The following is a 26,270-nucleotide window of genomic DNA, read 5'->3' on the forward strand; positions in this document are numbered from 1 at the left end:
CGCGTGGCCTGGGCTTCACTGAACGAACTTCACTGGCCAACCATTCCACCACACCCCCAGCAACTCACCCTGAAAACACATCCGGCCCATCCAGCGGCTGAACACGCGCCACGATTCCGCTATACTGGCCGCCATTTTTTATCGTTTAATCAGTCGCTTGCCAATCTACCCGGCTACCCGGATGGCATGCCGCACCACCATTGAGATCACACCGCCGCCATGGACAAGACCTACAAGCCCGACGCCATCGAACAAACCTGGTACCAAGAATGGGAAGCCAAAGGCTACTTCAAGCCCTATCAGGACGGCCTGGATGGCGAAGGCTACTCCATCATGATTCCACCGCCGAACGTCACCGGCTCCCTGCATATGGGCCACGCGTTCCAGCACACCATTCAGGACGCCCTCACCCGTTATCACCGCATGCTGGGCAAAAAAGCCCTGTGGCAGGTCGGTACCGATCACGCTGGTATCGCCACCCAGATGGTGGTTGAACGCAAACTGGCAGCTGAAGGCCAACCAGATCGCCACGAACTGGGCCGTGAAAAATTCCTCGAAAAAGTCTGGGAGTGGAAAAACCAGTCCGGTGGCACCATCACCCGTCAAATGCGCCGCCTCGGCAACTCCGTCGACTGGGACACCGAACGCTTCACCATGGACGACGGCTTCTACAAAGCCGTACAAGAAGTGTTTATCCGCTTGCACAAAGAAGGCCTGATCTATCGCGGCAAACGTCTGGTCAACTGGGACCCGAAACTGCACACCGCCATTTCGGATCTCGAAGTTGAGAACAAGGAATCCAAGGGCAGCATGTGGCACCTGCGCTACCCGCTGGCCGATGGCGAGACCTGCACCGACGCCGATGGCAACACCCAGAACTATATTGTGGTCGCCACAACACGTCCGGAAACCATGCTCGGAGACACCGGTGTTGCGGTTAACCCGGAAGACCCGCGCTACCAGCACCTGATTGGCAAATTTATTGAACTGCCGCTGGTGGGTCGCCGCATCCCGATCGTCGGTGATGAACACGCCGATATGACCAAGGGCACCGGTTGCGTCAAAATCACCCCGGCGCACGACTTTAACGACTGTGAAGTGGGCAAGCGCTGCGGCTTGCCGATGATCAACATCCTCACCTTCAACGCCGATATTCGCGACGAAGCCCAGGCGTTTAACAGCGACGGCTCGGTCAACACCGAAGTCGACACTCATATTCCGGAAAAATACCGGGGCATGGAACGCTTCGCCGCCCGCAAAGCCATCGTTGCCGACTTCGACGAACTGGGCCTGCTCGATGCCATCAAGGACCACGACCTCACTGTGCCCTACGGCGACCGCGGCGGCGTCGTCATTGAGCCAATGCTCACCGACCAATGGTACGTCGATGCCAAAACCCTGGCCAAACCGGCCATCGAAGCGGTCGAAAATGGCGATATCCAGTTTGTACCGAAAAACTACGAAAACATGTACTTCAGCTGGATGCGCGATATCCAGGACTGGTGCATCTCCCGCCAGCTCTGGTGGGGCCATCGCATCCCGGCCTGGTACGACACCGAAGGCAACGTCTTTGTTGGTCACGATGAAGCCGAAGTACGCGCCCAGAACCACCTCGCCGACGATGTTGAACTGACGCAAGACAACGACGTGCTCGACACCTGGTTCTCCTCTGCCCTGTGGACCTTTGGCACCCTTGGCTGGCCCAATATCGACGACAAGGAAGTGGCTCGTCGACTGGCCGACTTCCACCCGACCGATGTACTGGTGACCGGCTTCGATATCATCTTCTTCTGGGTTGCCCGCATGATCATGATGACCATGCACTTCTGTAAAGACGACGACAACAAGCCCCAGGTGCCGTTCAAGACCGTCTATGTTACCGGCCTGATCCGCGACGAAGTTGGCCAGAAAATGTCCAAATCCAAGGGCAACGTCCTTGACCCGCTGGACATGATCGATGGCATCAGCCTCGATGAGCTGATGGAAAAACGCACCGGCAATATGATGCAGCCCAAGCTGGCGGAAAAAATCGGCAAGCGCACCCAAAAAGAATTCCCCGATGGCATCGCCCCCCACGGCACCGATGCCCTGCGCTTCACCCTGGCAGCCATGGCCTCCACCGGCCGCGATATCAACTGGGACATGAAACGCCTGGAAGGTTATCGTAACTTCTGCAACAAGCTGTGGAATGCCTCGCGCTACGTCATGCTCTCCATCGCTGGCGAAGAAGCCGTCGAAGCCGCGGCCGCCAACAACACCGCCATTGCCATCACCGACGACATGCTGGCCGCCTGCGGTGCCACCGGCGAAGCCGCAGCCCTGAGTCTCGCCGACCGCTGGATTATCTCGCGCCTGCAACGCACCGAAGCCGAAGTCCGTCGCCATATGGACCAATACCGCTTCGATATGGCCGCCCAGGCACTGTACGAATTTATCTGGAACGAATACTGCGACTGGTATCTGGAGTTGTCCAAACCCGTACTGTGGGACAAAAACGCCAGCGCCGAGATTCGTCGCGGCACCCTTGGCACCCTTGTACGCGTGCTGGAAGCCACCCTGCGTCTGGCCCACCCCATTATTCCGTTCATCACCGAAGCCGTCTGGCAGCAAGTGAAAGACCTCGCTGGCAAAGGCGGGCCTGACTCCAGCGCCTCCATAATGCTGGCCGACTACCCGGTCCCCCAGGAAGCCCTGATCGATACCGAAGCCGAAGCCGATATCGAATGGCTACAGGGTGTTATCACGGCGGTACGTAACATTCGTGCAGAAATGAACATTGGCCCCAGCAAGGAACTCGACCTGTTGTTAAAAGACGGCAATGACGACGACTTCCGCCGCGCCGACGACAACCAGACCTTCCTTGCCAAGCTGGCCAAACTCAGCAGCATCACCTGGGTCAACGACGGCGACACCGTCCCCATGGCCACCACCCAACTGGTTGGCCATATGGAAGTGCTGGTACCCATGGCCGGACTGATCGACAAAGACAAGGAAATCGCCCGCCTAGGCAAAGAAGAAGAACGCCTGGGCAAAGAAATTGGCCGCATCAGCAACAAGCTGAACAACGCCGGTTTTGTCGCCAAGGCCCCGGCTGCCGTGATTGAAAAAGAGAAAGACAAGCTGACCGGTTACGAACGCGATCTGGGCAAGATCAAGGAACAGATCGAAGCCATCAAGGCGCTGTAACCCAACAGAGCAACATGCCGACCGGCGGACACGGAATGCCGCCTGTCGGGCACGGACGCTAGCCGACGACTACGCGCCACTCCACGGTCTCTACGGCATGCAAATGCACAACTCTCCTGCCTGACAGCCACAAACAGAGCCGTATAAAAATCTGTCATTCCGGGCCGGCCCCGGAATCCGACGGCCACGGACAGGGCCGCTCCCCACGTAAATTCAAATCCTTCCAGAACCGAACCACCAGGCATCCATCCATTCGCAATCACTGCTCCTTCTGCGGGATTGTCCGCTGTGTCGAATAAGACCCATTAACAAATTGATTATTTATTGACCTGAATGGTTGAGATATTGATAATCCCCGCAAGCTGACCATATGGTCAGGTTTTGCAACCAAGCATTCTCAGGTCATTAATCGTGATGAATATCAAACCCGTTTCCCTGCTCAGCCATATTGGTTCTGCCACTACCCGATTCGCCTTCTTCGCTGCCGTACTGGCCATTGGCTTATTACCAATCATCCTTTCCAGTACCGCTTATGCCTCCCCCATCAAAGCTGCCTTCATATTGGTCGGCCCAGCCGATCATGTTGGCTGGAGCTATTCTCATAACCAGGGACGTCTTGCGATAGAAAGAACATTTGGCGATAAAGTCGAAACAGAAGTCGTTGAATTTGTTCCGGAAGGACGCTCTTCACGTGAGGTATTACAAGACCTGGCAGACCGAAACGATATCGTATTTGCTACTTCGTTTGGTTATATGGTTTCCACCGAGAGCATTGCCCGCGATAATCCCAATGTCATTTTTGAACACGCCACTGGATCCCGCCAAGGTGGAAACCTGGGCAATTACGCGACTCGAGCCTATCAACCCAGATACCTCTCTGGCCTGATTGCTGGCAGCATGACCAAAAATGGCAAAATTGGTTACGTTGCTGCGCATCCAATACCGGAAGTTATCCGTGGCATCAATGCATTCACCATGGGAGTCAGGGAAGTTAACCCAACGGCTGAAGTCGAAGTACTCTGGACCTATAAATGGTACGACCCGGAAAAAGATGTTGAGCTGGCCAATCAGTTGATTGAATCCGGTGTTGATTTATTAACACACCATACCGACTCATCCGCCATTGCCGAAATCGCCGAGCAGAAAAACGTTTATGTTATCGGCTACCACTCAGATATGCGTCCATTTGCACCCAGCAAACACCTGGCGTCGGTTGTTCATAACTGGGGGCCTTATTATATCAATCGCATTCAAGCCCTGTTAAACAACACCTGGAAGCCCGACAGTGAATGGACTGGCATGGCAGAGTCTACCTCTCAGCTGGTTTCAATCAGCCCTGAAATTCCCGCGGATATACGCCGGCTGGTAGCCAATAAGCAACAAGAAATAATGTCCGGCCAATACTCAGTATTTGCTGGCCCGATTAAAAGCTATCGTGGCAGCACCCGCATCAAGGAAGGTAAAGAATTATCTGACGATCAGCTATTACGGATGAACTGGTACGTAGAAGGTGTCACAGGCTCGTTATTGGCTTTCTAGCCTACAGGGGACATCCATTTAATCCGGTGCTCACTCTGGGCTACCGGATGGTTTCGAATCACGAAGCCGATTGGCCAGCCTGTTGACCCGGGGAACGAGGCATTGCAACCGCGACCCGGATCACCAGACAGCCATTCCGCTGGCAGGCAAGAGGGTTATCATGGGGCAATACCTTGCCCCGGCCGGTAAACTTAACTCCCCCTGATTTGGTATCAAGGAACGATGCTCTGCTGCCACAGCCATTTAACCCGATCAGAGCAGGCGGTTACGGCTGATCCATACCAAAACGTTTCAGGCGTTCATTAGTGCCGTAATAAAAGTCTCGCAGCTTTTGGGGCACGCTATTAAAGTCGGCTTCGGTGTAGGTTTTCACGCTAACGCCCTCCCCGCGCAGTTGCTTCAGGTCGGCTTGCTCCGCTTTTTCCAAGCCAGCAAAAGTTGCCTGCTCTGCCTGGGTAAAGGCCGTACTGATGGCCTGCTGCTGTTCTGGCGTTAACGCATCCCACCAGCTTCTGGACACCACAAACACTCCGGGAAAAGCCATATGCCTGGTGTACATCAGGTTGGGAGCCTGGGTAGACAGCTGCAAATCAACCGCCGTAGCCAGGTCGATATCAATAGCGTCGATTTTTTCCTGTTCAAACCAGAGGCGTATATCCTGAATCTGGATCGGTTGCGGATCGGCCCCCAATTGCCGATACCAGTTGTAGAATACGTCGTTGGGGAAGGTGCCTACTTTTTTGCCTTTCAAATCCTGGACAGAGGCCATCGCCGCCGGCGACATAATCACCCGCATACCGGAAAAGGCATACCCCAACGCCACCAGATTGTGGCGCTCCAGACCGACCAACATGGTTTTGGCATCATCCCGCTGCGCCGCCCGACGTAACTGCCCGGTATCGGCGAACTGGTATGGCATCAGCCAGCCATTCAACGCAGGATCAAGCGTGGTCAGTGAACCAACCGCAACAATCGCCGCCTGTAGCTGTCCTCGCCCTAACAGTTCGATAATGCTGGACTCTCCACGGACTTTGGCGAAGCGGGATTCACGCACCCGAATAGTATTGCCAGAGCTGCTTTCTACGGTATTTTTAAACTGTTGCATCAGCCTGGACCAGGCGTGATCTGGTGTTGTGATCATGCCAAAGCGAATGGTCTCGGCAGCCGCGCTGGTCGCCGTGACCATGAGTAGCAGTGCCAATATGATTGTTCGGTGCTGTTGCTGCCTTGTTATTATTTTTATCATTGCTGATCCATGCCATTACGTGGAGCGGTCGTTCGTTCACCAGAGTCATGCATCTTCGTCCGTCCACCGGAGCGTCTTTTAGGTGTGTTACGGCAACCTCTGGCTATTGCTGTTCCTGCAGCCAGATGACGTATCTGGGCATAGAGAGCCAGCATCTCTCGACCCGCGGATAACAGGAATAATACTTAAGGGCTTGAATCGCACTCCTTTAGCCCGACCAAATCACTACTACTTTTGCTGCAATACCTGCCACGACTTCCCCATAAGTATTTCAACCGGGTTGGGTTGTTTACGGTCAAACACAATGTTTTAAATATGAACCAATTCGTTTTACAGCAAAATTTTTGCCAACAATGCAATCACGCTTACGCGAGCTATGTCATAAAGCCTACAATTCCATCCATCTGGACAGTGTCATAAAACTTACATTCTGTTGTCATCAATATGACAAATAAACCCTGTTCTCATTTTCAACCCATTGATTTAAAAGAACTTAATATTGGAATGCCTTTTGCTGTACTAGCGTATACTTAAAGGAGGAATACACATGCAACAGTTCCAGTGGGTGCCCGGATTCGAAACAGGAATCGATGTAGTTGACTCTCAACACAAGCGAATTTTTGAGTATATCCTCGAGGTCGACAAGGCGATAAAGATGAAAAACCCGGAATCTGTAAAACAGATTGCCCGGTCTCTGATCGACTATTCCATCTCACACAATGCCTTTGAAGAGACTCTGATGGAGCGCGCTGGCTACCCCATCCTTGATGCTCACGCCAAAGTGCACGAAGCCTTTCGTGATCGCGCTTTGTCCTACAATCAACGTCTAGAAAACGGCGAAGACTGTTTCAAGGTTGCCAAAGAAGTCCGCTCAGACATCGGCTTGTGGCTCACCAATCATATCCAGCGCGACGATAAGGATTATGTCCCTTACGTCCGCAAATCACTCGAAGGCGGGTTTGTCGGCCGTATGGTGAAACGCTTTTTTGCCTGATTGATACAATCCCAGGCAGTGGCAATTCCCTCAACCCTCAGGGCAATTGCCACCCTTTTACGCTGCCAGTCAGCTTTCCAAGCAATCCGATCACCGCTTAACAACCTTATAGAGTTATCAGATACCCATACCCATACAAGGTTGCGCAGCACAGCGGCAACATCAGCAACGCGTAATAACGATTGGCCCACATCATGGCACGGGCGCTCATACCAAAACGCGCCTGCAAACTCAGTTGAATACCCGACAGTGGCGAAATCCCTACGCCAATGGCCCACCCCATCAAAAAGGTCAAACCGAGCAGGTTCGGGTCATCCACGCTACCCGCCAACAAACTGCCCGCCAGCACAACACTGGTCACTGGATGCATCCCCGCAATCGCGGCGATAACCAGCACCAACAGGGTGACACAGGCTTCTAAAGCACCAAACTGAGCGGGAGCAACGGATATATCCAAGGCATTCATACTGGCTGACACCCCCGCCGCCAGGACTGCCGCCCCGAGAAACAAGGCAATTTCACTGCACATGCCAGGCAGTCCCACCCGGATATGTTGCACAATGTCTTTGGCACCTTTTCCGCCTCGCGTCAGCAGCAGCCAGATCAACGAAAATACAATGGCAATCAGGGTAACAAGCGTCAGTACCGCCAGTTCTGGCCAGATCCAGTGGCTGACGATCACCAGTACCGCCAATACCAACGGCATCCAGAGCGACGACCAGCGCAAAGGGTAGCCGATGGCGTTTTTCGCTGCCGGGTTACGGCGAATCTCCCAGGCAGAAAACAGCAGCGCCACCAATGCCAACGGCAAACCAAACAGCACCAGTGTTATTAATTGCGCCCCCGGAGCGCTCAGCAACGTCAATCCCATCGCTGCAAAGAAAGGTGACCAAAAAGCGCAGGCCGAAAAGGCTCGCAACAGCACCATGCCCTGTTCGGGTTGCAAGGGCTGATGCTGACGAGCATGGGCCAGACGGTCACCAACAATCAGTGCGGCAGAGATATTCAATACCGATGCAATCAGATGAGTACTGAACAAGGTTTTTTGCAGCGCCTGGACGCCTTGTGGCAACCGTTCTGTGGCACTCATTCCCGCCAACGCCACCAGCCGTAAAAAACTGACGCCAATGATCATCGCCAGCAACATCTGATTACCCTCAACTGCCTTGAGCCAATACGAGGCAGAGGACCCCTGCCAGGCAGCAAAGACCAGCCCGGCAACACCCACCAGCATCAGCCCGCCAATCTGTCGGCGTTGGGACGCTTTTATCTGAGGGATCAACAAGGCCGTTGCGATCCACAGCGGTACACCAGCCACCCAGGCTGGAAAATCGATCAACAGCGCGTTGGTCAACACCAGTACCAACGCCAATAACAACAGCCAGCCCGCTAACGGGGGAGTACCGGCGCCAGTATTCAGCCAGCGCCGCAAACAAGTAAGGAACCACAAAGGGGAAGACATCCAGAATCCGACAGATTGAGCAGAAAAAACGTGATTGATAATAACCAAAGAACACGATCAGGTGATCAGGTTACAACGAGCAGCAATAACAGCAAGGTGAAATCCAACCGAGATCAAGAATGGCACCGATGCTGCAGCAACAAATACCAAGACCGCATACCACACCACACCACACCACACCACAAACCGTACAATGAGAAACGCCGTCGTGAGCCATGTTACCAAAACACCATCATCCAACACTGCTGAAAGCCTCACCGACGCTGGACTACATTATATTGGCCCCCTGATGACACCAGCAGAAGCCGATGCCTGGCAAGGCTGGCTTCTCAACAATATTACCTGGAGTGATGACGGCTACGAAGCATTTGGGCGGCGCTTCCCGATCCCGCGACGACAGGCCTGGTTTGCCGATGAGGGGATTTGTTATCGCTATTCTGATAATTTATTACCCACCCAACCGTGGCCAGAACCTTTGCAGCACCTGCGCCAGCAAGTGGAAACCCAGACCCGGCAGCGTTTTAACTCGGTACTGGCAACCCTGTATCGTTCAGGGTCAGACTCTGTTGGCTGGCATGCCGATGATGAACCGGAGCTGGGACCAGCACCAGTGATTGCTTCCCTGTCGGTGGGCGCTACACGGATATTCCGCTTGCGGCCTAAAGTCACACCAGAACAGCAACGAGCGGTTCCGATGCATAGTGGTGATCTCTGGCTGATGCAGCCGCAATGTCAGCAACACTGGGAGCACGCAGTGATCGCCGAACCCGGCGTACAACAGCCCCGTATCAACCTGACGTTTCGCTGGGTTACACCGCCATCGACCTGACATCGACCTGACATCGATATTACCCGAAACCGGCTTTATTCACGGCCAGCCGTCTCCACCAGACAATCCGCCAGCAGCTCCGCCAGATGCATGGGCCGGGCATCGCTGTGCTGGCGTATTTGCTGACGACAGGAAAATCCATTCGCCAGGACCTGCCGGTCGCCCCGGTTACTCAGCGCGGGCAGCAAGCCTTGCTGTGCCATGGCCAGGCTGTGCTGCGCATGCTCGGCTTCCAGCCCAAAACTGCCAGCCATGCCGCAGCAGCTGGATTCGATAAAATCAAACGAATGCTCCGGAATCAGCTTCAGCACCCGCCGCACGGACTTCATCGCCCCAACGGCTTTCTGATGGCAGTGACCATGTACCAGCGTGCCGGAAACCGGACTCGACAACGGCAGATTCAAGCGCCCGGACTTGCTCTCACGCGCAATAAACTCTTCAAACAACAGACTGTGTTTGGCTGCTGTAACCGCGGCCTCCCCCAGCCCCAATGCCTGGGCGTCATCGCGCAAGCCCAGCACACAAGAGGCTTCCAGCCCCACAATACTGTAACCCTGCTCAACCAGCGGCAATATAGCCTGAATCAGCCGACTGGCCTCCGTCCGGGCCCGATCAATCATGCCCTGTGCCAACCAGGTACGACCACAACAATATGGTCGTGCATCCTGGCTGGAACCACTGGCATGAGCATCCGGCTGCAGCAACCGCACCTGATATCCACCTGCCTCCAGCACCGTAATGGCGGCCTCAACAATATGCGGCTCGTAATAACGCGTAAAGGTATCCACAAACATCGCAACTTTATGGCCATTAAGGTTGCCAGCAACCGCCGGACTGGTCAGCGCCTCAAGCCGCTTGGGGGAACGGACCGGCAGCTTCACCGCCGGGTTCAGACCCATCACAGGGTCCACCATCCGACGCAGCCAGCCACTGCGGTTACGCAGCTGTATCAAGGTATCCAGCCAGGGATGCTGATGCTGCCATTGCGGCAATGAAGCCATCAGCCGGGAACGCCAACTGCGAGGCTGAAGGGCGTATTTTTGTGCCAGATATTCAGCCTTGATCAGCGGCATATCGACACTGCTTTCACACTCGCGCTTGCAGCCCTTGCAACTGACACACAGATCCATTGCCTGCTGCAATTCCGGGTCCAGCAACGGCGCTGAATCCTGGCGCGTCGACAAGGCCGCCTTGAGCAGACGCACCCGGCCACCGGTAGCCAGATTCGGATCACCGCTGACCCGATAACTGGGGCACATCACCTGCTTGCCAGCGGCTTCGCACTGGCGACTATTGATACACGCGGCAATGGCCTTGGCGTAATGGCCGCCATATTTGGGAATATCGGCATACGCGTCCCCCATCCCCGCATCACGGTAAGCAGACCAATCCAGCTGCAGTTCAAGATCCTGAGGGGCAGATTCCGGTGACAGGCACGCTGTAGAAGTCGAAGAATCCGTCATAAACAATACCAACCCGCGATAAATGTAAGCTGGTCAGAGTGCAATCTCCATTCCTACCGACGACTGGCCAAGCAGCCCCCTGTACATGCCATCACCACATGGATTCCTTGCGCTCCGGGTCGTTACATCCCCCAGAAGAAACGTGACAAAACCGGTCGCTGTTCCCGGCTTGTCGGCTTTGCGACAGCGCCAGCCAGCCCCCAATCGACCAGCCAGACCAACCGGCAAGAGCACCCACCGGGTCCAGAGCAGAAAATGCCATCACGTACAGATTGGTTGTGTATTTGCAATATCAGCGTCTTCCCTGCCAATGAGGTAACGCCTGATGATGACGTTTTATATGACCCCCGGCTCCTGCTCGACAGGTATTCATATTCTGCTGGAAGAACTGGAACAGGTATTCAGTGCCACTGTTCTGAACCTGCCCGCGGGCGATGGACAAAAGCCGGAGTACCTGGCTATCAACCCGAAGGGCACCATTCCCACCCTGGTGCTTGATGACGGCACGGCGTTGACCGATTTTGTTGCCATTGCCTGGTGGCTGGCCCAGCGCTGGCCGAAAAAAGCCTTGTTACCAAGCGATCCGACGGCCCAGGCTGTTGCCCTCGACCGGCTCAATTATCTGGTCGGCACCCTGCATGGACACGGTTTTACCCGTATTTTTACTCCCGAGCGCTACCTGCTGCATGCGGATGATCGTGATGCCATCGAGCGCCAGGGCCGGACTCTGGTACAAAAAGGCTTCCACCAGGTTGCCCAATGGCTGGAAGCATCTCCCGGTGCATTACTGTATGAGCATTTGTCAATTGTGGATGCCGCGCTGTTTTATAACGAGTTCTGGGCCAACCGCCTGGGTATGACATTACCCAGTGCCTGCCAAATTCATTACCAGGCAATGACGCAACGCCCAACGGTACAACAAGTATTAATGGAAGAAGGATATCGACAGTTTTGACGGTTACGATTGTCAATATTGACTTTTCCAGCAACCACTGACCAATAAAAAACCGTATTATTCAGGAAATAAAACAATCATGTAACCATTGAAAACAAGTTACTTACCATAGGTAACAGAAAGAAACAGCGGCAAGCACAGCCAGAAAAAAGTCAGCGAAATAATTTTTAAATGACACCCACGACATATTGCACCACTTGGTGGCGCAATATGTCATTCAAAAAAATGCACCCAGCCACAAACAACCATTCAAAGCCAGTCTTGTTTTTATAGCTGTCAATAAAGCCATCGTTTGATTTTTTTATTTTGATAACCAGATCACATTTTATTGTCGCTCATACTTTTAAATATCGTATTTTTTTATTCTGCATCAAGCATGATGATCCACGGAACCAAACACTCGCTTCAGCGTTGCGCTGACCCAACTGCTTTCCTTGCGTAATGCCTTACGCACCAGAGACGCATAGTTCTGATCTTCTTCCTTGATGTGCTGCAGCAGCCAGCGCATCAGACCTGTACGCATTTTCCGGGCGACATTCATCGGGTCTGTACCACCATGGAGCTGCTCTCTCAGCAACTCCATATGTTCACAAAACTTCTCATGTATCAGTAAGTGATCATCCAGCAACGGGTAGCCTGCCCGCGCCATCAACTGCTCCTCAAAGCTGAAGTGATCAACGGTATAATCTTTCAACCGATCCATCACGCTATAGACTTCACTAACGTCATTATGCTCGATCGCATGGTGCAAATCATTCACATAGTCTGCGATACGTCTATGCTGACTATCAATAATGTCAACACCAATATCATACGAAGCATTCCAGACAAAATAACTCACGACCATCTCCTTTAATCGCAGAAATGCAATGGCTACTTCAACGCCAAACATCTGCATTCAAATAAGTACGTATAGAATTCAGACCAAACAGTCTCAACCAACAGGCCGGTGATTGTAGCCGCGAAATATGAAAAAAAATAATGACATAAATCACATCATATATCATATAACCAATTAGTTATATTAAAATTATAAAACCTTGGTTTTTTAATTATCGACAATCGGACAATCTAAAAAAATCAGAAACGTAATATCAAAACAAAGATGACAATATGATTAATATTTAATTTTTTACAACCAACACCCTTGGATCTATTTTCTTTTTTTATAAAAACTCCGCAATACCCAAGGGGGAATAATTGAGTGTTCCCTGCCACCAATGATCTTTATACTGCAGGCGACCTTTCGTTTTGCCTTGCAGTGGCCACAGCCCGGCTACTGATTCCGGACACTGCATTCATACGATCAGCCACCGTCTCAACCACCCCACCACCAGAGTCATCATGTCCCGAAAGTCGTTTCCCCGCTCATCCAGCCACAAACCATCTGCCACCCCAGCGGCAAACAAGGCAGCGGCATTACATCCGCGCAATCGCCACCAGCAGCGTTATGACTTTGACGCACTGACGGCCACCAGCCCTGAGTTAGCCGCTTTTATTCGGCTCACCCCAAGTGGCAATCATTCCATCGACTTTACCGACCCGGTGGCCATCAAGGCATTAAACCGGGCCTTGTTACAAAACTGGTACCAAATCAATGACTGGGATATTCCCGACGGCTACCTCTGCCCTCCCATCCCTGGACGCGCAGACTATATCCATAATCTGGCCGACCTGTTGGCAGCCGCCAATGGTGGCAAAATACCGGCGGGCAAGCGTATTCAGGCCCTGGACATTGGCTGTGGTGCCAACTGTATTTATCCGCTGATCGGCCAGAGCGAATATGGCTGGCGCTTTATTGCCGCAGATATCGACCCGGTCTCCCTGGCATCCGCCGAACGTGTGCTGACCGCCAACCCGTTACAACAGGCCGCCATTAGCCTGCGCCAGCAACCCGACAAGCACTGTTATTTCACTCACGTGCTACAGCACAATGAATTTCTCGACCTGACCCTGTGTAACCCGCCGTTCCATGAGTCGCCAGAGCAGATGTCGCGTGGCAACCAGCGCAAATGGAAAAACCTGGGCAGATGGGACACTCCTCAAGAAAGCCACAGCTCAGAGTCCACTCCCAAAAACCAGCCGCTCAACTTCGGTGGTCAAAATAATGAATTATGGTGTGAAGGTGGCGAAGTCCACTTTATCAGTCAGATGATGCGGGAAAGCCAACAGTACGCCAGCCAGGTGTACTGGTTTACGTCACTGGTATCACGACAGGCAGCGCTACCGGCGCTGAAAAAGGTCTTGCGAGAGATCGGTGTGGTGCAGCAGCAAACAATTACCATGACGCAAGGTCAAAAAAGCAGTCGTTTTATTGCCTGGAGTTTTCTCAACGCAGAACAACAGACAATCTGGCGGCAAATGCGCTGGCAAAATACAACGCGCCGTTAGCCGTTATCTTCAGTACTGGTGGGAGGACGGGAGAGAACACAAGAACAAGACGAATAGAATAAACACAGACAGCCGACAAAGAGCCGGTGTATCACCCCGGCTCTTGCCCTGATTTCCTGAGAACAAGAAAAACCCATTAATCTCTTTGTTAATACATCCGTTGTAGCTGATCCAGCCCACCCCGATAAACGCCACTGATCACGGCTTCGGCTTCCGGTCGGGACATACCCTTGGCATCAAAGGTCGATTGCCAAGTGACTTTCGACTGACTGTCACCCATCGACGTGACACTGATGGTCGCGTTATACGCTTCGACCGGTAATGGCCCGGAGAGGATACGATAGCTGTAATTCATGCCGTTGTTGTCGCGGCTGGTCTCTTCTTCAACGATTTCCGCACCGTCCTGCAAGGTCAGATAACGTCGATCCGATACCTGCTTGCTGAGTTTTACCGCCGGATGCCAGCGGTTCAAATCATTAAACTCCCCCACCAATGCCCAGACTTCTGCCGCAGGGGCATTCACCTTGACGGATTCAGTCACCGACGCCTGTCCGTCCATGCTGTCCATATGAGCACAAGATGCGGTTAATGCTGAACCACAGATCACCAGGGTAGAAAGTGTTTTGTTCATAAATATAGGCCTACGTTTTTTGTTATTGGCCTGTCATAGCATGCGCAGTCATACGCCGGTCAAACATACTGCTTTGTATGGAGTCTTGACCTCCTTAAGCAGGGTATCTGTTCGCCATTGTTTTCTTATCCCTCCCTGCTTGACCCCGCAAACCGCTGTGCTAATGTGCGCGGCTTTTCGCTGTCCGGCTCACGAGGAATTCCATGATTTGCGGCTTCGACTACGGTACTTCCAACTGCGCCATGGGCGTCAAATCACAGGATGCCGTGCAACTGCTGGCCGTTGATGGCGACCAATGCTTTATGCCGTCGGCGCTGTACACCCTCGGCCGGGAATTGATCTGTGAGCAGGTCGGACTGGCCATGACCGAAGGGCCGCAACGGGATGATTTCATCAAAACCCGGCGGGGGCCATTACAACTGGCCCAGCGGGCGCGGCGTGAGCTGGACCTGGGGACAGCCTCCGAAGACACCGATGCCGTTATGCAGGTCGGCCAGCAAGCCTTTGCACACTATTTTGCCGACCCGGAAGAAGGCTACTTCGTCAAATCGCCCAAATCCTACCTGGGTGCCAGCGGCCTGCGACCGGAGTTTGTGCATTTTTTTGAAGACATCGTGACCGCCATGATGCAAACGGTGAAGCAGCGGGCCGAGTTATCCCTTGGCCAGACCCTGACTCATACGGTAATCGGGCGACCGGTCAACTTCCAGGGCGTCAATGCCGAACACAGCAACCGCCAGGCGCTGGATATCCTCAGTATTGCGGCCAAACGCAGCGGCTTTCAGTCCGTCGAGTTTCTTTATGAGCCGATTGCCGCCGGGCTAAGCTTTGAGCGTCATCTCACCGGCAACCAGACGGTGTTGGTGGTGGATATCGGTGGTGGTACCAGTGACTGCGCCATGGTAAGAATGGGCCCGGATCACCGCGACCGCGACGACCGCAGCGCCGACTTTCTGGGCCACACTGGTGAACGCATCGGGGGAAATGATCTCGATATCACGCTGGCGGGCAGACAGCTGATGCCGCTGTTTGGCATGAACGCCAGCCTTAAAAGCGGCAAACCCATGCCTACCAAAACCTTTCTCGATGCCGTCTGTACCAATGATGTCGGTGCGTTGTCGCGCTTCAGCAGCCTGGAAACCACCCTCCACTTGCAGCAACTGCAACGGGACTGCCTGCAACCAGAGCTGATCAGCCGCCTGTTACATTTGCAAACCAACAAGCAGAACCAGCAGCTGGTACGCTGTGCTGAAAACGCCAAGATTGCCCTGTCCGATACCGACAGCACCCGCGTAGCGCTGGATTTTGTCGAAGCCGGGCTGGACACCCAGGTCTCCAGAAGCGGGCTGGAAAATGCAATCCAGCGCCCGCTGCAACGTATCAGTGAACTGATGGCTGAAGCCGTCGCCCAGGCCGGTGTGCAGCCAGACCAGGTATTTATCACCGGTGGCAGTGCCCGCTCACCAATCATTCGTCAGGCGGTGGCGCGCACCCTGGGGGATATTCCATTGCTGGACGGTGATCATTTTGGCAGCGTGGTCTCCGGCCTGACCGAATGGGCACAGCGGATATATCGCTGATATGCGCTCAGAAGCCTGTTCCGATTAACCGGGTTTGCCAGTCGGACTGTCCCCTGGCACCGGTTGGCTCAGCTGTAAAACCCAGTCACGCAGTTGCACCAGCTCTTTATCGTTCAGCCCCTTGGCGGCTTTTTGCAAGCTGCGGGTAAGCTGCACCTGCTCCAGTTTCGGCAACCGCTCCAGGCGCTCAGTCAACCCGGTCGAGGCCAGCTCTGCCACGGTACGGTCAGCATGGGTCCGTCGCAGCATCAGCTCCAGAAAATCCACCGCCCGCCCCAGCAAGACAAACACAAACGTCAGATCCCGCACAGGCCCGGCGGTCAGGGTTTTGCCCGCAACCGGCACACCTTTGATGTTCATTTTTTCCGGTTTCCAGGTTGCTGCCAATGAGGCCAGCCCGGACAACAGTCCGCCCGCCAGTGCTCCGGCCATCAACGAACTGCCACCCACCCCGGCATCCAGCACCGCACCCGCCGCCGCTCCGGCAGAGGCCGCCAGCGCAACGATTTTCTGTCGATCCAGACCGTAAAGATACCAGTGACTGTTATCAAACAGATCCGGGTAATCAGCGCTTAACAACTGCGCTTGCACTCGCATATTGGAATGGGCAAACAAGGACTGTAGCTGGCGCTGCATACTGAATTCCATATCGCGCAAGTGGCGCTGATACTGGCTTTTCAACTGGGTCTCCAAGGCAGATTTGGCAAAATCGGCCGGGACCCGAACATCACTGACATGACTGATCATCTGCACCATATGCTCAGCCACAATCATCGCTCCCTGACTGGCCAGACGGTCAAAATAACGCGTCAGTGCCGCCATGGTGGCTTCGATTGCAGGTCGCCAGGGTTCGTGTAATTCAGCAAAGGCCGACAGCACCGCGAACTGCTTTTGGCGATCCGCGGTCATGGGATCAAACACCCGCACCACACTGAAATACTGGCTCAGGGCGTTTTGCCATTCTTCCACATGTGCAGCACCGCCAATCGGATTGATCAGTGCCATGCGAGGCTGCCCGGTCCACTGCAAAATGGTCATTTCGGCTTCAAATTCCGGGCTGTAAGGCAAGGATCCATCAACCACATAGATAATGCCGGCACCATCCAGAATAGGCTGCAGCAGCTCGATTTCATCCTGAAACCGGCTGCTCGCTGCATGCCGTTGTTCGGTCACAAAATCCTGTACCGTCTGTTTGCGTTCAGCGGCATTGGGAGCCCGTTGCTGCAACCAGGACAATACTTGTCGTGGACGCTGAAACCCCGGCGTATCAATCAGCCGATAATGACTGACACCATCAACACACAACTCAAACGCTTGTGCTGTTGTCGTGGTACCGGAAATTTCCGATATCCGGATTGCATCCTGACGCGTCAAGGTCGCGACGATGCTTGATTTACCCTTGTTCGGATGACCAACGACCGCAAATCCTGGCATCGTCATGCTAATACCCCTTTTTTAACGGAATCTGGTGACGGCTGGCAAAATACTGCCAGGATTTAAGCAGGGTCTGGTAGCGCTCATCCTCGACATCAGAGGACACCAGCACCAGCACAACCTGGGTATTGTTGTGCTGCAATAACTCGATACAGTCTGCCAGTTCACCGGTGGGTGTCTGCGCCGGATCCACCACCAGCAGTACCGGACGCGGCCGCTTGCTGTCGGCAGAGGCCAGCCACTGTTCGTCTTCCAGCCAATCACCACTGCCCAGGTTTTTGACCACCGGCCAGTCGGTATCTGGCTGCTGCCAACTGATCAGATCGGCTGGCGTAGTGCTGATATCAATCTCGTCTGGCAGCACCAATGCTGCGTCTGATACCAGGGGTTCGTGGCTTTGCCGATGCTGCTGTGCCAGTACAAATTGCTCAACATCGGCGCTATTGGCAATGCTCCAGCGCAGCTGCCGGATAAAACGCCAGCGTAACAACAGCGCCAGCGCAACCCGAGGCAAGATACCGTACGCCATGATCGCCATCACCAGTGTTGGCCACCAGCCACTCTGGCGGCTTCCCATACCGGCACCGGCCCCCATCACATCCTGGGCACTGAAACGACTCTGACTGATCAGCTCAAGACCCGGTGATGCCACTAACCAGTGCCAGGGCCAGCTGACAACCGCCATCATGTGTACCATGGTGCGATTGTCACTGATCAGTGTCGACGACCAGCCAAATTGATAATCCTGAAAGGTCGCCAGTGCAAAAAAGGCCAGCAAGGCAGCGACTGAAAAAACCAATCCCAGCCACTGGGTTTGCCAAAGCATCCAGGGGAACAACACCTTCTGATACGGCAAAAAATGCGTCAGCCGCAGCTTGTTGGCCAACGCCAGCAACAAGGGATGGGCACTGGCCAGGCGAGCGGGTTCACGCGCTGGTGCCAACACCGTCATATAGGCGCTGCTCAGGGTAAACAGCAAGGGCAAGAAAGCGAACAGCAGCAGAGGTACCCAGATATTCACCGGCTGCTGGCTGGCGTAGTTCAACACCCCCGCCATACTGACAAAACCGACCACCGCAATAACCAGCCCCAACAGCAACAATACCCAGCGGGCGGGGGTTGTCAGCCCGTCGTCGCTGCCCTGCTGCAAGGCTTGTTGCTCCCAACGGCGCAAATAATCCACTGGCGACAGGGTACTGCTGGCATCACCACTGGCGGTGTCGGACGCTGTTAATGACAGTGGTTTTTGCGCCACGAACAAACGGAAGTCCAGCCAGCGACACATGGCGGTGGTGGCCCCGTCCTTGAAAAAAAACTGCACAACCTGGTTTGACGATACTGATAACGCTGAAGACATAGAATCCTGAATTTCCGCAACAAAAACCGTTACGCCCAGCCGTCAATGGCCGACCGCAGATAAAAAGATGGGCCAGTATACGTGGCGAATCGCTCCGAGGGCATATTCGCAGTCATGGGTATAATGGGTTGAAGGCTGACAGCCAGGTGTTTAGCAACAAGATCTTAAAACAAGATCTTGAATAGGCAGCACCGTGGCGGCAGTCGAACTTCGCATCATATGGCCAACACAATGCACTCCAGCACTCCAGCACTCCAGCGAGCCACATTGCCGATTAATGCGTACCCGGGCCGTCCGTCGTCATTATCGATCAGAACCCCGTTGAAACCGAGTCACCGGACTCTGCCATGGCACTCATCATCCACTCCTTGAAAGCCTTCATCCCGGTGGTCAAGGGCCGGTTTTTGCGGTACACCAAGTAAAATGCCTTATTGGTATCCAGCTGAATATTAAACGGAATCATCAGGCGGCCAGAGGCAATTTCACGGGAAGTCAGCGTACTGTCGGCCAAGGCCACGCCCAGGTTCTCCTGCGCCGCTGCCGTCGCCAGCTGACTGCTCGACAGCTGCAAGCTGCCCTTCGGCACCAGGTTGTCGACCCCGGCCTGATGCATCCAGTTTTCCCATTCCCACTTGCGCTTGCTGACGTAAATCAGCGTATGCCGACGCAAGTCACTGGGCTTTTCCAACGGGTATTTGCCGGACAGCAGCGCCGGGCTACACACCGGCACCAGCATGACCTTGCAGAGAAAATGGGTTTCAATATCGTCCCACTCGCCATTACCGTAATAAATGGCGATATCCGTACTGACGCGATTAAAATCAATCAGCCCCTGCGAGGCGTTGATTTGCAACTCAATATCCGGGTACAACTCCTGAAACTGCGACATATGCGGCATCAGCCAGCGCGTCAGAAAATTGGGCGCCACACTGATCTGCACCACATTGCTTTCGTGGCCATTGGTCAGCCGCTGGGTAGCAACCTCGATTTCATCCAGCGCGTGTTTGATGCCATTCAGATACTGCTCTCCAGCGGAGGTCAGTGCCACCTTGCGCTTGTTGCGACTGAACAGCTGTACTCCCAGATATTCTTCAAGTGTCTTGATTTGATGGCTGACCGCCGAAGCCGTCACAGCCAACTCATCGGAGGCAGCAACAAAGCTGGATTTTCGGGCCGATGCTTCAAAGACACGCAAGGCATTCAAGGGAGGCAGGCGACGCATGAACAATCCTGAAAGATGAATTTATTTCAGCATCATGTCGCTAGCCTGACGGTTTTTCAACCACCTTGGTCTCTCTGTTACAATCCCGCCTCGACTTACTCTCTCACCGACCCTGGCTGCTGCTTTATGACCTCCCACTCGTTACGTTATCTGTCGGCCTACTCGGCCGATCTGCAGCACCAGGCCAGCCAGCTGCTGCAGGCAAACAAACTGGGCGACTTGCTCAAACACCGTTACCCTCAGGCACACACCCTGGCGTCGGCCGGATTACTGTATGACTACGCGCAGGATCTCAAGCACCGCTATATGCGTAAATCACCCCCGATCAGCAAGGTGATTTACGACGACAAGATCCACGTAGTGGAACACGCTCTGGGGCTACATACCTTTGTCAGCCGGGTACAGGGCGGCAAGCTGAAGGCCAAGCACGAAATCCGTATTTCGACCCTGTTTCGCAACACCCCTGAAGCCTTCCTGCGCATGATCATCGTCCATGAACTGGCTCACCTGCGCGAAAAAGCCCACAACAAGGCGTTCTACCAACTTTGTCAGCATATGGAGCCAGACTATTTCCAGCTCGAACTGGATGTCCGGTTATACCTGTGTCAGCGCGACCAATACGGTGATTTATGGTGACTGCTGCCGGATTCTGATGGCTTCACATCGCGCATGTGGCTCTGCCTTGAAGTCTTCCGGCCACAAAAAAGCCCGGTCATCCAGACCAGGCTTTTTTGTGGTGTTCCAGGGTGCCAGAACTCAGGGGGCATGATACCCGCAATCTATCGACTTACCATTTACTTGGCGTTGATCAAGGCCGCAAATTCAGTATAGCCGCCGACGTGTTCAGTGCCGATAAAGATTTGGGGCACGGTATCCACCGGTTTGCCAACGGTCTTTTCCAAGTCAGCCTTGCTGATACCTTCAACATTGATATCAATGTATTTAAAGTCCAGCTCTTTGATTTCACACAATTCTTTGGCACGCCGACAGTAGCCACAACCTTCTCGTCCAAAAATAGTGACACGTTTCATAAACAGCTTCTCCGCAGTAAGGGGCATGACCGCCACTCTGATTTACTCTCTGGAGTGCGATTCAGGGCTAGGCCATAGTGGGTAAGTATTCTCATAGCTTATAACGATAGCTCAACCTCTGTTAAATCAATATTTACTATAAAGGCTATAGCCTGCCACCCAGACCGCTGTCACCCAGGCAGCAGTCAGGACTTTCTCGCACAGAAGCCAGGAGAGCAATAAAATGAAGCTCATCCGGTCGCGTCTGGTTATTGCATTTCATATATTAGTATATTCTAATACAGGAATATAAATAATCTGGAATTCACACCCGTCTGTGAGTCCTGCCAGTAAACCCAGCCAGTAAATAAAGGATGCTCCTTATGCTGCCTTCTCGTTTGATGTTGAGCCTTGGCCTGTCTATCCTGCTCACCCTGCCGACCCATGCGCTGGAGACACGTACGTTACAAACCAGCCGCATCCCGGTGTTTTACGATTTTGAAGCCTCGTTGGAAGCGGTTAACGAAAGTACCATTTCCGCACAAACCAGCGGCTCGATTCTGGCCGTCCATGTGGATGTAAACGACCAGGTCAAAAAAGGGGCGTTGCTTATCGAAATCGACAACACCCAGCAAAAAGCCCAGCTCGCCCAAGCCCAGGCTGAACTGGCAAAGGCAGAAGCCCAGAATGAAGACGCCCAGATCCTACTCAAACGTAACCAGCAACTACTGAAGCAACGGTCCATTTCCCAAGGCCAGTACGACAGTGCCTCCGCCCAGGCCAAAAGCGCCGCGGCGGCAGTTGCAGCAGCCAACGCCAATGTCCGTCAGGCCCGCACCCAATTGTCCTACACCCGTGTTACCGCCCCCTACTCCGGCATCGTCAAAGCCCGTATGGTACAAGTGGGTGAGCTGGTCAGACCCGGACAACCCATGATGACTGGCCTGGCATTACAACCACTGCGAGCGGTCACCAATTTACCCCAGCGTATCGCCCGTTATTTCCGTAGCCGTCAAGCCGAAAGCAGTGTTGAGGTTCTGGTCGATGATCAGCAGATCCATATCAACGCCGACAAAATCACCCTTTACCCCTACGCCGATGACCAGCATCACAGTCTGCGTCTACGGGCCGAACTCCCTTCAGAAGGCGCCGCCAGCCGGTATCCCGGAATGTGGGCACAAGTGAGAGTGCCAGTGGGAGAACGAGAAGGCCTGATGATTCCACAAGATGCCGTCGTCAGGCATTCCGAAGTCACCTCGGTGTACGTTATGAAGGACCAGCAACTGTCCATGCGTCAGGTACGGCTGGGCAACAACAGCAACGGTGAGACTGAAGTTCTGGCAGGACTCAGTGCCGGTGACACCATTGCCATTGATGGCTACGCAGCGCTGGCAATGATTGCCCAACAGGCTGAAGCCTCCTCCAACCACGCTGGAGAATAATGACCATGTCTGCAGACACCACCCCATTGGGAATTTCCGGTAAAACCGCCCACGCTTTCCAGAATTCAGCCATTACGCCATTGCTGGCGCTGGTTGGCCTGCTGCTCGGTTTTTTTGCGGTGATGATCACCCCGAAAGAAGAAGAGCCGCAAATCGACGTTACCTTCGCCAACGTTTTTATCAGCTACCCGGGTGCCAGTGCCCGCGAAGTCGAGCAACTCGTCGCCATCCCCGCTGAGCAAGTCTTGTCTGAGATTCAGGATGTCGATGATATTTTCTCCATCAGCCAACCAGGCCAGGCCATACTGACCGTTGCCTTCAAGGTTGGTGTTCCGCGAGAAACGGCCATCATCAACCTCTATAACAAAGTCCACAGCAACAATGACTGGTTTCCGCAAAACCTGGGAATCAGCCAACCCATTATCAAACCGATGGGGATTGATGATGTCCCGATCATGGCAATCACCTTATCTTCTGACGCCCCCCTGGTCTCTGCTGCCGAGTTAACCAAGATCGCCCATACCCTGGAAACCGAACTCAAGCGCATCCCGGGCACCCGTGACATCTACAGCATCGGCGGCCACTCCGATGTGGTGCTGGTCAAGCTGGACCCTGCTCGCATGAATGGCTACAACCTCGCCTTTGACGACGTTCGTAATACCCTGATGAGCGCCAATGCCGGTGGTCAACGCCTGCCTCTGGTACAAAACAACGAAGTGATTCAAATCCAGGCCGGAGCATTTTTGCAGCACAGTACCGACCTCGGACAGTTGGTTGTTGGCAAAACCGAGACCGGGCTGGTCTATCTCGCCGATATCGCCGACATTCACCAGGGTGCCGACGTTCCGGAACAATTTGTCATGCATCGCGACCTCGGCAACACTCACAGTCAGGTAGCCGTTACCATTGCGATTGCCAAACAGCCCGGCACCAATGCGGTCGACATCACCCAATCCGTCGAACAACGCCTGATCGACCTCAAACAGCGCGTTATTCCCGACAATATCAACGCCGATATCACCCGTGACTACGGCATCACAGCCAAAGACAAATCCGACAAGCTGATCGCCAAACTCCTGTTTGCAACCACTGCCGTGGTGGTTCTGGTATTGGCAACCATGGGCTGGCGCGAGGCCATCATTGTTGGTGGTGCTATTTTTATCACTCTGGCCATCACGCTGTTTGCCAGCTGGGTATGGGGCTTTACGCTCAACCGGGTATCCCTGTTCGCGCTGATTTTCTCCATCGGTATTCTGGTGGACGACGCCATTGTGGTGGTCGAAAACATCCATCGACACCTGCATCTGGGCGGCAAAAAACTGCTGGACGTAATCCCGATTGCGGTCGACGAAGTTGGTGGGCCAACCATTCTCGCCACCTTTACTGTGATCGCGGCTCTTATGCCCATGGCGTTTGTAACCGGCCTGATGGGGCCTTATATGAGCCCAATCCCGATCAACGCCTCAACCGGTATGCTGATTTCCCTGGTGGTGGCGTTTGTGGTTACACCCTGGTTATCCTACAAACTGCTCAAACGCCATTTACCCGACAGCACATCGGCTGATGAAGCCCCTGCCGATTCAAAGCTGCAGCGGTTTTTCCATGCCCTGATGTCACCCTTCCTGCAAGGCGCTGGCGCAGTCAAAAAACGTATTCTGTTATTTGTGGGGATTACCGGCCTGATTGTTGTCGCCGTTGCCTTGCCCGCCACAGAACTGGTGGTCTTGAAAATGCTGCCATTCGACAACAAGTCAGAATTCCAGGTTGTCGTCGATATGCCTGAAGGCACCCCGGTTGAAGAAACCCTGATGGTTCTCGATGCCCTCGCCGATGAATTAATGACAGTAGAAGAAATCCGCGATGTACAACTGTATGCCGGTACCGCAGCCCCCATTAACTTCAACGGACTGATACGCCAGTATTACTTGCGCAGCTTGCCTAACCAGGGCGATATCCAGGTCAACCTGGTCGACAAGCACCATCGTGACCGTAAAAGCCATGACATTGCCCTGTCCGTACGAGAACCGCTGCAAGTCATTGGCGAGCGCCTGAACGCCAACGTCAAAATCATCGAAGTACCACCTGGCCCACCCGTGATGGCACCGATTGTGGCGGAAGTCTATGGCCCGGAATACAGCCGCCAGATCGAAGCCGCCAAGGCCTTGCGTGGCCAGTTTGAAACCACAGCCGATATCGTCGATGTCGATGACTACATTGAAGCCGACCAACAACAGTGGATCATTCGTATCGATCGCCAGCGCGCCGCCATGCTGGGAGTCGCACAAGCCAGCATCGTCCAGGCCATCAACACCGCATTGGGTGGCGAGGATGTCAGCTATTTACACACCCACACTGAAGAAGGAGATCTCTCCAGTGCCAACAGCAAATACCCGCTCCCCATTCGTCTTGAACTGAACGAAGGCGACAAGGTGGGTCTGAACCAGCTGTTGGTGATGAAAGTGAAAGCCGCCGATGGCAGCCTGGTTTCACTGGCTGACCTGGTCAGCATTCGTAAAACCATCGCCGACAAAACCATCTACCATAAAAACCTGCAACCGGTCGTTTTTGTCACTGCGGATATGGCCGGAGAACTCGACAGCCCGCTGTACGGCCTGTTTGGTATCTCGTTTGGCATGGAAGACGCCGGACTCAACTGGCAACAATGGTTTATTCAGCAACCACCGCTGACTGACGATATCAGCATGAAATGGGACGGCGAGTGGCAAATCACTTACGAAACCTTCCGCGATATGGGGATTGCCTATGGTGTCGGCATGATCCTGATTTACCTGCTGGTGGTCGGTCAGTTCCGCAGCTACCTGGTGCCGTTGATTATTATGGCTCCGATTCCACTGACGGTGATTGGTGTTATGCCGGGTCACGCCCTGTTTGGTGCCCAGTTCACCGCGACCTCCATGATCGGCATGATCGCCCTGGCAGGGATTATCGTGCGGAACTCCATCTTGCTGGTCGACTTTATCAATCAGCAACTAGAAGAAGGAATGCGCTTTGAAGAAGCCGTTGTAACTGCCGCAGCCGTGCGCTCCCGGCCGATTGTACTGACCGCTGTCGCAGCCATGATCGGGGCATTCTTTATTCTGGATGACCCGATCTTTAACGGCCTGGCGATCTCACTGATCTTCGGCATCATGGTCTCTACCCTGTTGACGCTGATCGTAATCCCTCTGCTGTATTTCTCGCTGATGCCTAAGAACCTGGGCGAAAAACTGCGGGGAGAAATGGCAGGCTGAGATCAGCCCACCGGCAAATAATGCAACCCGATAATCAGCCCCTCATCTGAGGGGCTGATTGTTTATGAACAGAATTTTATCTATCTATTCTTGATGTTCAGTGGTATCTCCAGAATCCAGTTTTTTTTCAAATCATCCCAACGACCACTGTAGTGTAGTGGTCAACTAATCCCGGACAGTATTTTAAAGTTTTCCTCTGCTGCAACGGGCGAAATGCCGTCGTTGAATGTATGAGGTCGCTGCCGGTTGTAGTAGTCCATCAGATAACCACCAACATC

The 26,270-nt window shown here is 53.8% G+C and carries 20 protein-coding genes; 11 read left to right on the forward strand and 9 right to left on the reverse strand.

Annotated elements, in window-relative coordinates:
- The first annotated feature begins 3 nt into the window (after window positions 1-3).
- From Q8W22_RS06295 to Q8W22_RS06305, 3 genes are all read left to right on the forward strand, one after another.
- Window positions 4-204 (forward strand): hypothetical protein, encoded by a 201-nt coding sequence (locus Q8W22_RS06295; protein WP_303431705.1) that lies wholly within the window; start codon window positions 4-6, stop codon window positions 202-204.
- Window positions 205-219: 15 nt separating this feature from the next.
- A complete protein-coding gene (locus tag Q8W22_RS06300; RefSeq protein ID WP_305451842.1) occupies window positions 220-3,186 on the forward strand; it encodes a valine--tRNA ligase in 2,967 nt (988 codons plus the stop codon).
- A gap of 414 nt (window positions 3,187-3,600) precedes the next feature.
- On the forward strand, window positions 3,601-4,725 hold the full coding sequence (locus Q8W22_RS06305; RefSeq protein WP_303431707.1) for a BMP family ABC transporter substrate-binding protein: 1,125 nt from the start codon (window positions 3,601-3,603) through the stop codon (window positions 4,723-4,725).
- 265 nt (window positions 4,726-4,990) lie between these two features.
- Here the strand turns inward: Q8W22_RS06305 and Q8W22_RS06310 are convergent, their stop codons facing one another.
- A complete protein-coding gene (locus Q8W22_RS06310) occupies window positions 4,991-5,911 on the reverse strand; it encodes a TRAP transporter substrate-binding protein (RefSeq protein ID WP_305451843.1) in 921 nt (306 codons plus the stop codon).
- A 607-nt stretch (window positions 5,912-6,518) separates the two neighbouring features.
- Here Q8W22_RS06310 and Q8W22_RS06315 point away from each other — a divergent pair.
- Window positions 6,519-6,965 carry a bacteriohemerythrin gene (locus tag Q8W22_RS06315; protein WP_303431709.1) on the forward strand — a complete coding sequence of 149 codons (447 nt, stop codon included), beginning with the start codon at window positions 6,519-6,521 and terminating at the stop codon, window positions 6,963-6,965.
- A 106-nt stretch (window positions 6,966-7,071) separates the two neighbouring features.
- On the opposite strand, the gene Q8W22_RS06320 is transcribed toward Q8W22_RS06315, so the two are convergent.
- Window positions 7,072-8,427, reverse strand: coding sequence for a hypothetical protein (locus Q8W22_RS06320; protein WP_305451844.1), 1,356 nt, complete (start codon window positions 8,425-8,427; stop codon window positions 7,072-7,074).
- Between the two features lie 208 nt (window positions 8,428-8,635).
- Here Q8W22_RS06320 and Q8W22_RS06325 point away from each other — a divergent pair, with 208 nt between their 5' ends.
- Window positions 8,636-9,256, forward strand: a complete 621-nt coding sequence (locus tag Q8W22_RS06325) for an alpha-ketoglutarate-dependent dioxygenase AlkB (RefSeq protein WP_305451845.1) — start codon at window positions 8,636-8,638, stop codon at window positions 9,254-9,256.
- Window positions 9,257-9,291: 35 nt separating this feature from the next.
- On the opposite strand, the gene Q8W22_RS06330 is transcribed toward Q8W22_RS06325, so the two are convergent.
- The gene (locus tag Q8W22_RS06330; RefSeq protein ID WP_305451846.1) at window positions 9,292-10,719 is read right to left on the reverse strand and encodes a (Fe-S)-binding protein; all 1,428 of its coding nucleotides are present in this window, start codon (window positions 10,717-10,719) and stop codon (window positions 9,292-9,294) included.
- A 325-nt stretch (window positions 10,720-11,044) separates the two neighbouring features.
- Between Q8W22_RS06330 and Q8W22_RS06335 the strand changes: the two genes are divergently transcribed.
- Window positions 11,045-11,674, forward strand: coding sequence for a glutathione S-transferase family protein (locus tag Q8W22_RS06335; protein WP_305451847.1), 630 nt, complete (start codon window positions 11,045-11,047; stop codon window positions 11,672-11,674).
- A gap of 370 nt (window positions 11,675-12,044) precedes the next feature.
- On the opposite strand, the gene Q8W22_RS06340 is transcribed toward Q8W22_RS06335, so the two are convergent.
- A complete protein-coding gene (locus Q8W22_RS06340) occupies window positions 12,045-12,515 on the reverse strand; it encodes a bacteriohemerythrin (RefSeq protein ID WP_303434311.1) in 471 nt (156 codons plus the stop codon).
- Between the two features lie 503 nt (window positions 12,516-13,018).
- On the opposite strand from Q8W22_RS06340, the gene rlmF reads away from it, so the two are divergent.
- Window positions 13,019-14,065 (forward strand): 23S rRNA (adenine(1618)-N(6))-methyltransferase RlmF, encoded by a 1,047-nt coding sequence (gene rlmF, locus Q8W22_RS06345; RefSeq protein ID WP_305451848.1) that lies wholly within the window; start codon window positions 13,019-13,021, stop codon window positions 14,063-14,065.
- 148 nt (window positions 14,066-14,213) lie between these two features.
- Here the strand turns inward: rlmF and Q8W22_RS06350 are convergent, their stop codons facing one another.
- Window positions 14,214-14,696 carry an SRPBCC family protein gene (locus tag Q8W22_RS06350; protein WP_305451849.1) on the reverse strand — a complete coding sequence of 161 codons (483 nt, stop codon included), beginning with the start codon at window positions 14,694-14,696 and terminating at the stop codon, window positions 14,214-14,216.
- A gap of 203 nt (window positions 14,697-14,899) precedes the next feature.
- On the opposite strand from Q8W22_RS06350, the gene yegD reads away from it, so the two are divergent.
- Window positions 14,900-16,276 carry a molecular chaperone gene (gene yegD / locus Q8W22_RS06355; RefSeq protein ID WP_305451850.1) on the forward strand — a complete coding sequence of 459 codons (1,377 nt, stop codon included), beginning with the start codon at window positions 14,900-14,902 and terminating at the stop codon, window positions 16,274-16,276.
- Window positions 16,277-16,300: 24 nt separating this feature from the next.
- Here the strand turns inward: yegD and Q8W22_RS06360 are convergent, their stop codons facing one another.
- The 3 genes from Q8W22_RS06360 to gcvA all read right to left on the reverse strand — a co-directional run bounded on the left by Q8W22_RS06360 (window position 16,301) and on the right by gcvA (window position 20,289).
- Window positions 16,301-17,716: a DUF3482 domain-containing protein gene (locus Q8W22_RS06360; protein WP_305451851.1), complete on the reverse strand. Its 1,416-nt coding sequence runs from the start codon at window positions 17,714-17,716 to the stop codon at window positions 16,301-16,303.
- A gap of 1 nt (window position 17,717) precedes the next feature.
- A complete protein-coding gene (locus tag Q8W22_RS06365; RefSeq protein WP_305451852.1) occupies window positions 17,718-19,067 on the reverse strand; it encodes a DUF2868 domain-containing protein in 1,350 nt (449 codons plus the stop codon).
- A gap of 310 nt (window positions 19,068-19,377) precedes the next feature.
- Complete coding sequence (gene gcvA, locus Q8W22_RS06370) at window positions 19,378-20,289, reverse strand: transcriptional regulator GcvA (RefSeq protein ID WP_303434317.1); 912 nt, start codon at window positions 20,287-20,289, stop codon at window positions 19,378-19,380.
- A 126-nt stretch (window positions 20,290-20,415) separates the two neighbouring features.
- On the opposite strand from gcvA, the gene Q8W22_RS06375 reads away from it, so the two are divergent.
- On the forward strand, window positions 20,416-20,925 hold the full coding sequence (locus Q8W22_RS06375; protein ID WP_303434318.1) for a M48 family metallopeptidase: 510 nt from the start codon (window positions 20,416-20,418) through the stop codon (window positions 20,923-20,925).
- A 158-nt stretch (window positions 20,926-21,083) separates the two neighbouring features.
- Here Q8W22_RS06375 and Q8W22_RS06380 read toward each other — a convergent pair whose 3' ends face one another.
- Window positions 21,084-21,320: a GrxA family glutaredoxin gene (locus Q8W22_RS06380; protein ID WP_303434319.1), complete on the reverse strand. Its 237-nt coding sequence runs from the start codon at window positions 21,318-21,320 to the stop codon at window positions 21,084-21,086.
- A gap of 362 nt (window positions 21,321-21,682) precedes the next feature.
- Between Q8W22_RS06380 and Q8W22_RS06385 the strand changes: the two genes are divergently transcribed.
- Window positions 21,683-22,741, forward strand: a complete 1,059-nt coding sequence (locus Q8W22_RS06385) for an efflux RND transporter periplasmic adaptor subunit (RefSeq protein ID WP_305451853.1) — start codon at window positions 21,683-21,685, stop codon at window positions 22,739-22,741.
- Window positions 22,742-22,746: 5 nt separating this feature from the next.
- Window positions 22,747-25,992: an efflux RND transporter permease subunit gene (locus Q8W22_RS06390; RefSeq protein WP_305451854.1), complete on the forward strand. Its 3,246-nt coding sequence runs from the start codon at window positions 22,747-22,749 to the stop codon at window positions 25,990-25,992.
- The last annotated feature ends 278 nt before the right edge of the window (window positions 25,993-26,270 follow it).

This window comes from Oceanobacter sp. 1_MG-2023 (assembly GCF_030689025.1).
Classification (GTDB): Bacteria; Pseudomonadota; Gammaproteobacteria; order Pseudomonadales; family Oceanobacteraceae; genus Oceanobacter.